We start from the raw sequence: 12451 nt of genomic DNA on the forward strand, positions 1-12451 counted from the left end.
GTGGACGAAGGGCGGCTTGCTGCACTGGGGCGTGCTGAGGCTATTTGCCCATGGACTGCGCGATCTGGCTCATCACCGTTGAATCGGACAGCGTGGTGGCATCGCCGACCTCGCGGCCCTCGGCCACGTCCTTGAGCAGGCGGCGCATGATCTTGCCCGAGCGGGTCTTAGGCAGTTCCGGAACCACCAGCACATGCTTCGGCTTGGCGATCGGGCCGATGTCCTTGCCCACGTGGTTGCGCAGGGTCGCCACCACATCCTCGCCTTCCGCCGGCTCGGTTTGCAGGATCACGAAGGCCACCACGGCCTCGCCGGTGGTCTCGTCCTTCGCTCCCACCACGGCGGCCTCTGCCACGTATGGGTGGGCGACCAGCGAGGACTCGATCTCGGTGGTGGACAGGCGGTGCCCGGAGACGTTCATCACGTCATCCACGCGGCCCAGCAGCCAGATATCGCCATCGGCGTCCTTCTTCGCACCGTCGCCAGCGAAGTACATGTTCTCGAACCGCGACCAGTAGGTGTCCTTGTAGCGTTCCATGTCGCCCCAGATGCCGCGCAGCATCGCTGGCCACGGCTCGCGGATGACGAGGAAGCCGCCCTCGCCGTCGGCCACGGATTCGCCGGCTTCATCCACCACGTCAATGGCGATGCCCGGCACGGCCACCTGGGCCGAACCCGGCTTGGTTGCGGTGACGCCCGGCAGCGGAGCGATCATGTGCGCGCCGGTTTCGGTCTGCCACCAGGTGTCCACGATCGGGGCCGGGTGTTCCTTGCGCTCGCCGTTCTTGCCGTTGTTGGTGCCGATGGCATCGCGGTACCACATCCATGCTTCCGGGTTGATCGGTTCGCCCACCGAACCCAGCACGCGCAGCGAGGACAGGTCGTAGCCATCGGGGATCTCGCGGCCCCACTTCATGAAGGTGCGGATTGCGGTGGGCGCGGTGTACAGGATGGTGACGCCGTACTTTTCCACCAGTTCCCACCAGCGGCCCTGGTGCGGGGTATCCGGGGTGCCCTCGTAGATCACCTGGGTGGCGCCGTTGACCAGCGGCGCGTAGGTGACGTAGGAATGGCCGGTCACCCAGCCGATGTCCGCGGTGCACCAGTACACGTCGGTTTCCGGGTGCAAATCGAAGGTGTCGCGGTGGGTCACGGCGCCCTGGGCCAAGAAGCCGCCGGTGGTGTGCACAATGCCCTTGGGCTTGCCAGTGGTGCCCGAGGTATACAGCACGAACAACGGGTGCTCGGAGTCGTGGGCTACCGCAGTGTGCTCGGTGGCGGCGGTGCCGACGACGTCATCCCACCACTTGTCCAGTGCGCCGAATTCGGTGGGCTCGCCGTTGCGCTTGACCACCAGAACGTTTTCCACGGTGTGGCCCGGTGCTTCCAGCGCCGCATCGACTGCCGGCTTCAGCGAGGACGGCTTGCCGCGGCGCCAGGTGCCATCGGCGGTGACCACGAGCTTGGCGTCCGCATCATCGATGCGGCTGCGCAGCGCGTCGGCGGAGAAGCCGCCGAAGACCACCGAGTGGATGGCGCCGATGCGGGCGCAGGCCAACATGGTGATGACGGCTTCCGGGATCATTGGCAGGTAGACGGCCACGCGGTCGCCCTTGGCCACGCCCAGGGATTCGAAAGCGTTGGCGGCCTTCTTGACCTCTTCGGTCAGCTGCGCGTAAGTGTAGGTGCGGGTATCGCCCGGCTCGCCTTCGAAGTAGATGGCGACGCGGTCGCCCAGGCCGTTTTCCACATGGCGGTCCAGCGCGTTGTAGGCCGCGTTGAGCTTGCCGCCGACGAACCACTTGGCCACCGGTGCCTGCGACCAGTCCAAGGTTTCAGTGAAATCGGTGTCCCAGGTCAGTACCTGGCGTGCCTGGTCCGCCCAATAGCCCAAGCGGTCTGCCTTGGCTGCGTCGTAGCGGGCCTGCGTTGCGATGGCCTGATCGCTGAAGTCCTTGCTCGGGGCAAAGGAACGGGTTTCGGTCGACAGGTTATCCAAGGTTTTCGAATCACTCACTGGGTTCGCGTCCTTCCGCGTAGTCACAAATATTTCCCTGTGATCAAAGTTACATCCTCCAGCAGGGCCGGTGTGCTTTGTGTCACCGGGAAAGGGGAAATGGGGTAATTTGTGCGCCGAGCGGTTAGCTGCACGCGATGAACAGCACGCCAAGGTGGTGTCCAAGGGTGAAAACTTCACGCCCTCATGACACGATCTAAAGCGTGGCGAAGAAATTGGACAACGAAACCGAGCTGGGGCTGAAGCGCCGGGCACGCAAGATCAACCGGGAACTGGCGAAGGCCTACCCCTACGCGGTGCCCGAACTGGACTTCGAGAACCCCTTCGAACTGCTGGTAGCCACCGTGCTCTCCGCGCAGACCACCGACGTGCGGGTCAATGCCATCACTCCAGCGCTCTTCGCCCGTTTCCCGGACGCCCACGCAATGAGCCAAGCCGAACGGGGCGAGCTTGAGCAGCTGATCCGCCCCACCGGTTTCTTCCGCGCCAAGACGGACTCCCTGCTCGGGCTATCCGCCGCCTTGGTTGAACGCTTTGACGGAGAAGTGCCAGCCAAGCTCGAAGAGCTGGTGAAGCTTCCCGGGGTGGGACGCAAAACCGCCAACGTCGTGCTGGGAAATGCCTTCGGTGTTCCCGGAATCACCGTGGACACCCACTTCGGGCGCCTGGCCAACCGCTTTGGGTGGACCGATGAAACCGATCCGGTCAAGGTCGAGCACGCGGTGGGGGAACTGTTCGAAAAACGCGACTGGACGATGCTCAGCCACCGCGTGGTCTTCCATGGCCGCCGCGTCTGCCACTCGCGCAAACCTGCCTGCGGGGCCTGCGCCATCGCCAAGCTTTGCCCCTCGTTCGGCATCGGCGAGGAAATACCTGCCAAGGCCACAGCGTTGCTCAAGTATGAGCTCGCACCAGGACGGGAAGAATTGCTGGCGAAAATGATCGCCGGCGCAACCCGCCGCGAGCTGAGGGCTGAAGGATACGGATTGGACGCATGAGCGCGCGCTTGGAACTGGAAAAAGTAATTGCCCGCCACACGGCACAGGTCGGGGCAACGCAGAAACTGCCCAGCGAATGGGTGATGAGCGATATCGAGCTCGGTGCTGCGCGCCGTGCCGCGGTCCTGATCCTGTTCGGTGCTGCCGGCGAAGCGGCCCTGGAGCCGCACTCCCGGGCCGGCGATCTGGACGTGCTGTTCGTGGAGCGCGCCGCGACCCTGCGCAAGCACGCGGGCCAGATCGCTTTCCCCGGAGGCGGGATCGACCAGGAGGATTCGAGCGTTGCCGACGCCGCCTTGCGCGAGGCGTGGGAGGAAACTGGCGTGGACACCTCCGGGATCGAGGTCCTGGGCACCTTGGGGGAAACCGAATTGCCGGTTTCGAACTTCCTGGTCACCCCGGTGATTGGCTGGTGGCATACCGAATCCAGGGTCTATCCGGCTGACCCGGCCGAAAGCGCCGGCGTATTCCGCGCCCCGGTGGCGCACCTGCTGGAGCCGAGGAATCGCCTGACCGGCGTGGTGCAGCGCGGCAATCAGAAGTTCAAGTCCCCGGCCTTCGATTTTGACGACCGGATCATCTGGGGCTTCACCGCGATCGTGCTGGACAGGCTGTTCAACGAGCTGGGTTGGACCCAGCCGTGGAACAACCGCCGTGAACTGCGCATGGCCTGAAGCCGGCTACTTCGCATCCGCGTAGTTCCCGGAGATCGCAACACTGACCGGGAAGCGCGGCGAGGCCTGGCCGAACAGGGAACGCCCGGCGAGCATGGCCGCATGCCGGATGAGCTCCTGCAGTTGCCCAGCCAATTCGGTGGGGCATTCAAAGACGATTTCGTCATGGACAAAGAACACCTGGCGGCAGGTCTGGCTCCACCCGGCCTGATGGATCAGGTGCCGTGCGTGGCCCATCCACACCAAAGCCCACTCCGCGGCGGTCGCCTGTACGACAAAGTTCCTGGTGAACCGGCCGCGGGCTCTCGCCGCGCCGTCAGCAGCCCGCTGCGATGCTTCATCGTTGGTAGCTTTCTGCGCCTGCAGCCACTGCTCATCGGCTGGCGGGCAGCCGCGGCCGAGGAAACTGCGCACGCCTTCACCTTGCTCGCCGGCAAGAGCTGCCTGTTCGACAAAACGCATGGCGGTGGGAAAACTGCGGGTCAGGGCCGCACCCACTGCACCTGAAGCACCGCCGCCACCGCCGTAGATGACCGAGAGCATGCCCAGCTTGGCCTCATCTCGGGAAGCCACGAGCTGGGCATCGAGCAGCCACTGGTACAGGTCATCTTGCTGGCCTGCTTTTTGCAATTGCTGGTCATTGGAAATAGCTGCCAGGATTCGAGGTTCCAGTTGCCTCCCGTCGGCCACCACAAACGTCGAGCCGGGACGGGTGCGCACGACCTGCCGGATGGAATGCGGCAATTGGAGCGCCCCGCCACCAGAAGCGGCCCAGCGTCCTGAAGTCACCGTTCCCAGCACATAATGCGGATGGAAACGGCCGCCTTTCACCCATTGATCCAACCACGCATCACCATGGGTGCTGGCAAGACGCGAGAGTTTCTTGTATTCAAGAACCTCAGAAATCAATGGATGCTTGATCTGCTCCAGTTCCCAGGCCCGCACCGAGCTCACCGCGAAACCGGCCTTATGCAGGGCGCGCAACAGCTCCTGCGGCGAATCCGGATTGAGCCCGGGACTGCCTAATGCCTTGGCCAATTGCTGGGCCTTGGCCGCGAGTTTCGGCGGCCGTCCATAGTCGGATACGCGTTCGCCCAATTGCTCGCGCAGCAGGGCGCGGTGTCCGGCTTCATCCCACGACAAACCGGCCGCTTCCATCTCGCAGGCAATCAACGCACCTACCGATTCGGCGTGGATCAATAATTCCAGACGCTGACGGGTGCTGGGATCCTGCGGCAACGCCTTGCGCTGGGCAACGTACATGGCTACGAGCTCGGAAAGGGATTCGCCGGAGGTCGGGGCGGCAAAGAGCGCATCCTGGTTGGCCCTTTCGTGAGCCTGAACTGGTCGTTCAAGATCGAAGTCTTCGAGCTTTTCCTCACTCAGCGGCGAGCGGTGCAAGATGCGTTGGGCCAAGGAGAGAATGCAGGCCTTGGCCAGATGAACACCCGCAGAAACAAGTGGCTGCATCCACGGGGTGGTGCGGAGCATGGCCCATCGGGGCGAATGCCGTGCTTCGATTTCGGCAACAAATCCGGCAAAATCATCCCGGGATACCGAGACGACCGGCTGCAGCGAGTTGCCAGAATACTGGTCGCGAAGATCGATCAGGGCATAGCCATCAGGATCGGCAGCAAGGAAAGCGATGGCACTCATGGATCTATTGTGCCGTGCCAGCGGCCGATATCCCCAGTTGGTTGGCGAGCGGCACGCAAATGATTAGGCAGATGCCACGCTCGATGCATGAAATGGCTATCAGTGTCCTCATCGGCTAAACCGCTGAAGGACACCCAACGATTCGTGATGACTGAACTGGATTTCGCGCAGGCGCCTCCGAACAGCACCAGGAGGCCGGCAGCGGCTGACCACACGGCGGAAGATGAACCGATCTGCACCATCGTGAGCAACGATGCACGGATTATTGAGCGATGCGCAGTGATCGCGGTCGGCGCGGCGGTGAGAATCAACAAATGCACCGACCCGCAGCTGCTGCCCGCCGATGGTTCTGGGCCGGTGCTGTGGGGCAGCGACATGGCAGCACTAGCCGAAAATACGAGCCGGCCGGTGGATGTCCTGGTCGGTCTGGAAGATGGCGAGGCCATCGTGTGGAGCTTGGCCAGCAGAATTCCCAAGGCAAGGGTGGCAGTTTTGCCCTCGGCCAGCCAATGGCTCGGCGAGTACCTGGGTCTATGGGCCATGAGGGCAGGGCATGGACACACACTGGCACTGCATTCCACAGCAGGCGGGCTGGGAACAACGACCCTGGCCCTGTTGCTGGCGCATGCCGGGACATTAAGTGGTCTTCGCAGCGCCATGATTGATCTGGATCCGCATTCCCAGGGCGCTTGGCCGCTGGTTTGCACCCAACCGCCAACGGGAATTGGATGGGAAGAATTGCGGCAATCCGGTGGCGCGCTTGCTGCTCATCAACTGGCTGAAACGCTGCCGAAGCTTCGCGATACCGCGATCTTGACCTGGTCCCAGGCAAGCAGAACGCATGAGCTGGAGGACCAGCTGGTGATCCGCCTGCTGGCCGCCGCCCGGCAAGGATTCGATCTGGTCGTAGTGGATGCCGGGCGCGCACCGCATCCGCAACGGCTGGCACTGAACCAATTCATAGACCGGAATATCGCCACTGTCAGTTCGCTGACCGTGCCAGCCTCTGGGGAAGTGGTGCTGTGCGGGGAACAGAAACTACGCAGCACCCCTGCGGGTTTTCCTCAGATTCTTGGTGCCTTCCCCGATTTTCCCCGGATCAGCAAAGCGATCGAGCGCGGCCAATTATACGACAGTTTCAAATCCCGGGCATTGCGCCAGCACCTGTCCAACCTCTGCCTGATACCGCAAATGAAGGAGCAGCACCCATGAGCCCGGGCCGGCATAGCCACAACGCCAACCCATCAACGGGCGGGCCTGTGCTGGATGCCAAAATCCTTGAATCCGTGCGTGAACGCGCATTGCTCACCGGCGGGCAGCTTGATGCGATTGCCTTGGCAGGAGCCGTTCACGACTCCGGCGCGGCTCTGGGTTCCCAAGGTGCCGCACAATCGCTGGAATCGCTGCAGAACGAAGTGGCAGGATTATCAATCCTCGAGCCTTTCGCACAGCGGCCCGAGGTGACCGATGTCCTGGTCGACGGGCAAGGGATGGTCTGGACGGATTCTCCGGCCGGCCTGCAGCCCACCGAATTCCGGTTTTCTTCCCCAGAGCAGGTTCGGACCCTGGCCGTCCATCTTGCAACCCTTGCGGGCCGACGGCTCGATTCAGCTAGCCCGTTCATGGACATGAGCTTGAAGAATTACCGCGTCCACGCTGTACTGCCTCCAATTGCCACAGCCGGACCGCTGATCTCGATTCGCGTCAAGCGCAGTGCCCAGCTCGAACTGGGCACCGTCCTGGAAGGATCGAACGGGTTCTGGCTACCGCTGCTTCAAGCCATCGTGGAACGCCAGATGAACTTCCTGATTACCGGAGGAACAGGCAGCGGCAAAACTACCCTCCTGCAAGCCATGCTTGCCGAAGCCAATCCGCGGCACCGTCTGGTCATCGTGGAAGACTCGCAAGAACTGCATGTACCGCACCCGCATGTTGTGTCCTTGCAAACCCGGTCGGCCAACGTCGAATCTGCCGGCCAGGTGCAGCTGAAGGATTTGGTTGTCCAAGCCCTGCGCATGCGCCCTGACCGTCTGGTCGTTGGCGAATGCCGTGGGGAGGAAATACGCGATTTTCTGGCAGCCATGAACACGGGGCATCAGGGAGCCGCAGGCACCATGCACGCCAACAACCCGCAGTCAGTTCCGGCCCGCTTGGCGGCGCTGGGTGCGCTCGCCGGATGGAGCGTGCAGGCGACTTCGTTGCAGGCCTCCAGCGCCTTGGATCTTGTCATTCACATGAACAGGGGGAGCCAAGGGCAGCGCGGACCGGTGGCCCTTGGATGCCTGGACACCGGTAGCGATGGCCAGATGCACATGCGGCGCCTGATAGACCTGGACGCCGCCGAACCGCTGGCCGACTACGGGCACAACTTCCTGGCGAACAGATTTGGCCCATCGCTCACGTGCACCATTGCCAAGGCGCTAGGCGATGAGCACGCCAAGGAGCGTTGACCAATGCTGATCCTCATCTTTGGCGCACTGGCCTTGTGGCTGTGGATCCCCGCGCACCCGGCAAGCAAAATCAAAGCGGGTTCCCTGCGCAGGCTCCGGGATCGCGGGGCGGAACGCCACACGGACGATGACCAGGTACTGAGCACCGATGCCCGCATCATTCGTGAACTCTCGGCGCTGCTCCGAAGCGGATTGGATTTCCATCCCGCAGTTGATGCGTTGCTGGAGGCCGAGGACGACAGCGGGAACATCATCCGAGCGCTCAAAGACCTCCAAGCAACGCATCGGCTAAGCAACAGCGCTCCCGGACCCGGTCTTCCGGCGGAGCAGGGACAAGGTCCAGCGGTGCGACGACTGCACTGGTGCCTGGAACTCTCCGAACGCAGCGGCGCAAGCCTTGCCGATGTGCTGGAACGGCTAGCCGAAGACCTCGAATGCGCCCTAGTAGCCCAGCAAGCATTCGAGGCGGCTATGGCTGGCCCGAAAGCAACGACTAAGTTGCTGACATGGCTTCCACTAGTCGGGTTTGGATTCGGTCTGCTTGTGGGCATTGATGTTCTGGGCACAATAGGCCGATCATGGGCGGCGCAACTCAGCGTGCTCATTGGAGCATTGCTGTGGATCGCCAACCGGATCTGGTGCCGGCGGCTCATGCAGGCAACCACTAGCCAGGCACTGTCATGATCGTTCTGATTCTGCTTCTAGGGGCGCTTTCCATCGCTTTGGCATTAGGACGGCCCAACTCGAAAAGTCGAGAAGGCAAGGCGCCGCAGTGCCTTGGGAAAAGACGGCAGGAAGATGAAAAACCTGTCGAGCTGATCCTGGATCTGAGCGCCAGCCTGTTGGACTCGGGGATGCCCATCACCGAGATCCTCGATCTGCTCGGTCACAGCATTGAACAGTGCGCGGTGCTGCGCAGCGTAGCGCGCTGCTTGGAAATGAACATGGCGTGGGACAAAGCCTGGGAAGCCGTTCCGCCCTGGCTCGACCCGCTGCGGAAAGCACTGCACTTTGCCCACATGACCGGAGCGCCGGCAGCCAATCTGCTACGAAATACCGCGATTCTGCAACGCCGTGAACATGCACAGAAAGTCGCGCGCCTCGGAGCACAATTCGGTACCAGGCTCGTACTGCCTCTAGGGGCCTGCGCACTGCCGGCTTTCATCGCCCTGGGCGTGGTTCCACTGATCATCGCGCTATTCCCCAGCTACCAGTAATCCCCGGCCGAAGGTTATGCCCAGATCGTAGGAAACCCATGTTGCTGCCCGCGGCGCTCGCCGATGGTAGAAGCACAACATCCACGGTATCGACGCCGGGGATGACAGTCTAGAAAGGACAACACAATGAACCGACGGTTCCGGGAAATCAGGGATCTGCTGCGAGAAGAGCAGGGATCCACCACCGCCGAATTTGCTATGGTCACGCTGGCTGCCGTGGCTTTTGCCGGCTTGCTGATCAGCATCCTGTCCAGCGGCGACGTACGTGGCATGCTGATGGGCCTGATTACTAAAGCGCTGTCGCTGTAGGCCATGAGCTTCAGCGACGAATCGGGTAGCAGTACCGCCGAATTTGCGGTGCTGCTACCCGCGGTTGCCATGATGCTGTCCTTGGGTTTGTGCTTGGGTGTCGTCGGGATCCAGCAGATCCAAGTTCAGCAGGCAGCCGGTGCCATGGCCAGGGAATTGGCCCGCGGCGAGGACGATGCAACCGCTCGCGCCAGCGGCGTGAGGCTGGCAGGAAGCCAAGCCCGTTTCTCGCTCTCAACAGCCAACGGCTACTGGCAGGTTCACGTCAGCAAATCGGTGAGCCTTCCAATCGTTGGCAGCCTTCAAATCCATGGACAAGCCAGTGTGGCCGTCGAATGAAAAAGCGGCGGAGCCTTCGAAGCGAACAGGGTAGCGGAACGGTCATGGCAACAGCGCTCGTGGTTGTTGCACTGCTAATTGCCGGTGCCGTTTTAGCATGGGTTGCAGCAACCCGAGCCGCGATGCAGGCTGCCAGCGCCGCCGATCTGTCGGCGCTGGCTGCTGCGGATACGGCCCGCGGGTTGCGCCCCGGGGACCCCTGCACAGTTGCGGCGTTGTTGGCCGAATCCAACGGTGCACTGCTGGCAGCATGCACGGTGGAACCCGACGGCCAGTCGGTGCGCGTTACGACTAACGTTCCTGTCGGATTCCGTGCCCTGGGCATAGAACTGTATCTGGCCGAAGCCCAGGCACGGGCGGGAGCACCGCCACTGGATGCACCGGGGCGGTGAGCATGGCGGAAGCGGTTAGCGGTGGTGCGCTGGCTCCACGTCGTCAAGCACGGCCGTCAACAGCAAGATCGCTCCAGCCTTGTCCAATGGATTATTGCGGTTACCGCACTTGGGGGACTGCACGCAGCTTGGGCAGCCGTGCTGGCATTCGCAGGCCTCGATGGCATCCCGGGTGGCCCGGATCCAATCGGTGAAGCGCTCGAAACCACGCTCGGCGAATCCAGCACCGCCAGGCTGCGCGTCATAGACGAAAATTGTCGGATGGCCGGTATCCATGTGTAGCGCAGTGGATACTCCGCCGATATCCCAACGGTCGCTGGTAGCAACCAGCGGCAGCAACCCGATCATGGCATGCTCGGCAGCATGCAAGGCTCCGGGGAACTGATCTACCTCCAAACCAGCTCGAAGCAATCGCTGCTCGGTCAGGGTGAACCAAATGGACTTGGTATTCAGATCCCGGGCTTCAAGCTCCAACGGTTCTTCGGACAGCACTTCATTAGAAGCCACCGACTTCCGCTGGAAAGACACGACCTGGGTGGTCACAGTGACTTCACCGAAATGAATCGTCAGTTCTCGGTGGTTACGGCTGCGTTCCTCGGAATCAATGGCAACCGTGGTGAGATCACGCGCCGTGGTGTAGTAATCAGGATTCACCCGAGTCACGATCACCACGTGGTTCTGCTCATCAAGTTCTTCCACATGGTAGCTGGCACCCTGATGGACGTAGATGGCCCCGGGATGCGCCTGATAATGCGTTTGCGGGGAATCCATCGTGCCTAGCAGAGCGCCGGTTTCCGCATCGATGATGTCCACTGGTCCACCGCCATCGGCCCGAATGGAGAACATCCCTGCCGCATGTTGCGGATGCGTCCAGAACCATCCAGCCGGGCGCCGGCGCAAGTAGCCGCGTTGCACCAGCGAATCCAGAAGCTGTTCGGTCTGCGGACCGAAAATTTCCAACTCCTCCGGGCGCAGGGGAGATTCTTGCGCGGCGGCGCAGAGGTGGCCGCTAAGCACATACTTATTCTGCGGATCAAAGACTGTCGCTTCGACACCCAAATCGAAGATGGCTTCGGGATGATGTGCCAGGTAGGTGTCCAACGGATCTTCAGCTGCGACAAAGATCGCCAGCGCATCCTGGCCCGAACGTCCGGCACGGCCGATTTGCTGGAAGAACGATGCGCGGGTGCCTGGCCACCCAGCCACCACTACCGCGTCCAGCCCCGCAATATCGATACCCAGTTCCAGCGCCGAAGTTGAGGTGACACCCAGCAGCTCGCCACTGCGCAATTGCTTTTCCACCTCACGGCGTTCATTAGGCAAGTAGCCCGAGCGGTACGCTGCAAGCCGGACGGATAGATCCGGTGCAAATTTTTCCAGATGCTTGCGGGTGAGCGTTGCGATTGTTTCAGCACCGCGGCGGGACTTGATGAAGACAATGGTTCGAATATGATCAGCCATCAGATCGGTGAGGATCGAAGCGCTCTCGGCGATGGCGGTACGCCGTACCGGCGCACCGTTTTCACCGCGGTGATCACTCATCGGAGGTTCCCACAAGGCCATCACCAGTTCACCGCTGGCGGAGAAATCGTTGGTCACCGCCTGAGCTGGCGCCCCAATGAGACGCCCGAAGGATGCTTCGGGGTCTGAGCTCGTCGCGGACGCACCGATGAAGACCGGGCAGCTGCCGTAATAGGCGCAAATGCGACGCAACCGGCGCATCAGGTTGGCTACGTGTGCGCCAAAGACCCCACGGTAGGAATGGGCCTCGTCGATAATGATGTAGCGAAGGCGCTTGAAGAATCTGGACCAGGCCGGATGGTTGGGCAGGATGCCGCGGTGCAGCATATCTGGGTTGGTGAAGACGAAGTTGGCGTGCTGGCGTACCCAAGCACGGGTGGCCTGGTCGGTATCGCCATCGTAGGGAGCGGCTCGGACCCCGGGAACGCCTAGGGACTCCACAGCGGAAAGCTGGTCGGCTGCCAGTGCTTTGGTTGGGCAGATATAAAGCACCGATGCACCGGCATCAGCATCGTTGAATCCGCTGTCCTTCGCCTGGTACAACTGTTCCAGACTTGGCATCAGGTAGGCCATGGACTTGCCTGAGGCGGTACCGGTGGAAACTATGGTGTGGTGGCCCTCGTGGATGAGGTTGGCTGCTTGGGCCTGGTGTAGCCAAGGCTGTTGGATGCCCAGTCCCTGGAATATCCCAACTAGTTCAGCGCTGAGCCACGCTGGCCATTGGCTGGTGATCTCGTCTTTGGCAGTCCTGGTGCGGCGGTGCACCACAGCATCGGGATCATTGGTCCGGTCATAGGGATCTAAGAGAGAACGCACTGACTTCACGAGGACGCCTTCCGGACCGAGAACTGCTGGAGTTAAAGACTATCGCCGTGCTT

Annotated in this window: 12 protein-coding genes; 9 read left to right on the top strand and 3 right to left on the bottom strand. The window is 62.0% G+C overall.

Annotation, left to right across the window (positions count from 1 at the left end; translation table 11 throughout):
* Positions 1–40: 40 nt before the first annotated feature.
* On the bottom strand, positions 41–2017 hold the full coding sequence (acs, locus tag ACNPM8_RS05675) for an acetate--CoA ligase (protein ID WP_105656978.1): 1977 nt from the start codon (positions 2015–2017) through the stop codon (positions 41–43).
* Between the two features lie 203 nt (positions 2018–2220).
* Between acs and nth the strand changes: the two genes are divergently transcribed.
* Both nth and ACNPM8_RS05685 read left to right on the top strand, forming a co-directional pair.
* Positions 2221–3015, top strand: coding sequence for an endonuclease III (nth, locus tag ACNPM8_RS05680; RefSeq protein ID WP_105656977.1), 795 nt, complete (start codon positions 2221–2223; stop codon positions 3013–3015).
* A complete protein-coding gene (locus tag ACNPM8_RS05685) occupies positions 3012–3689 on the top strand; it encodes an NUDIX hydrolase (RefSeq protein WP_133833572.1) in 678 nt (225 codons plus the stop codon). The genes nth and ACNPM8_RS05685 overlap by 4 nt, the downstream gene beginning before the upstream one ends.
* 6 nt (positions 3690–3695) lie before the next feature.
* On the opposite strand, the gene ACNPM8_RS05690 is transcribed toward ACNPM8_RS05685, so the two are convergent.
* Positions 3696–5345 carry a bifunctional 3'-5' exonuclease/DNA polymerase gene (locus ACNPM8_RS05690; RefSeq protein WP_133833573.1) on the bottom strand — a complete coding sequence of 550 codons (1650 nt, stop codon included), beginning with the start codon at positions 5343–5345 and terminating at the stop codon, positions 3696–3698.
* Between the two features lie 87 nt (positions 5346–5432).
* Between ACNPM8_RS05690 and ACNPM8_RS05695 the strand changes: the two genes are divergently transcribed.
* The 7 genes from ACNPM8_RS05695 to ACNPM8_RS05725 all read left to right on the top strand — a co-directional run bounded on the left by ACNPM8_RS05695 (position 5433) and on the right by ACNPM8_RS05725 (position 10052).
* Entirely contained in the window at positions 5433–6557 is a 1125-nt protein-coding gene (locus tag ACNPM8_RS05695; RefSeq protein WP_448939442.1) for a hypothetical protein, read from the top strand.
* Positions 6554–7795: a TadA family conjugal transfer-associated ATPase gene (locus ACNPM8_RS05700; RefSeq protein ID WP_133833575.1), complete on the top strand. Its 1242-nt coding sequence runs from the start codon at positions 6554–6556 to the stop codon at positions 7793–7795. Before ACNPM8_RS05695 ends, ACNPM8_RS05700 begins: the two co-directional genes overlap by 4 nt.
* A 3-nt stretch (positions 7796–7798) precedes the next feature.
* Entirely contained in the window at positions 7799–8479 is a 681-nt protein-coding gene (locus ACNPM8_RS05705; RefSeq protein ID WP_133833576.1) for a type II secretion system F family protein, read from the top strand.
* A complete protein-coding gene (locus ACNPM8_RS05710; protein WP_133833577.1) occupies positions 8476–9012 on the top strand; it encodes a type II secretion system F family protein in 537 nt (178 codons plus the stop codon). The genes ACNPM8_RS05705 and ACNPM8_RS05710 overlap by 4 nt, the downstream gene beginning before the upstream one ends.
* A gap of 126 nt (positions 9013–9138) precedes the next feature.
* Positions 9139–9321, top strand: a complete 183-nt coding sequence (locus ACNPM8_RS05715) for a DUF4244 domain-containing protein (protein WP_105656970.1) — start codon at positions 9139–9141, stop codon at positions 9319–9321.
* Between the two features lie 3 nt (positions 9322–9324).
* Positions 9325–9660 carry a TadE family type IV pilus minor pilin gene (locus tag ACNPM8_RS05720; RefSeq protein WP_105656969.1) on the top strand — a complete coding sequence of 112 codons (336 nt, stop codon included), beginning with the start codon at positions 9325–9327 and terminating at the stop codon, positions 9658–9660.
* Positions 9657–10052, top strand: coding sequence for an Rv3654c family TadE-like protein (locus ACNPM8_RS05725; RefSeq protein WP_133833578.1), 396 nt, complete (start codon positions 9657–9659; stop codon positions 10050–10052). Before ACNPM8_RS05720 ends, ACNPM8_RS05725 begins: the two co-directional genes overlap by 4 nt.
* 15 nt (positions 10053–10067) lie before the next feature.
* Here ACNPM8_RS05725 and ACNPM8_RS05730 read toward each other — a convergent pair whose 3' ends face one another.
* A complete protein-coding gene (locus tag ACNPM8_RS05730; protein WP_133833579.1) occupies positions 10068–12398 on the bottom strand; it encodes a DEAD/DEAH box helicase in 2331 nt (776 codons plus the stop codon).
* Positions 12399–12451 lie beyond the last annotated feature (53 nt).

This window comes from Glutamicibacter sp. AGC46, assembly GCF_053543715.1.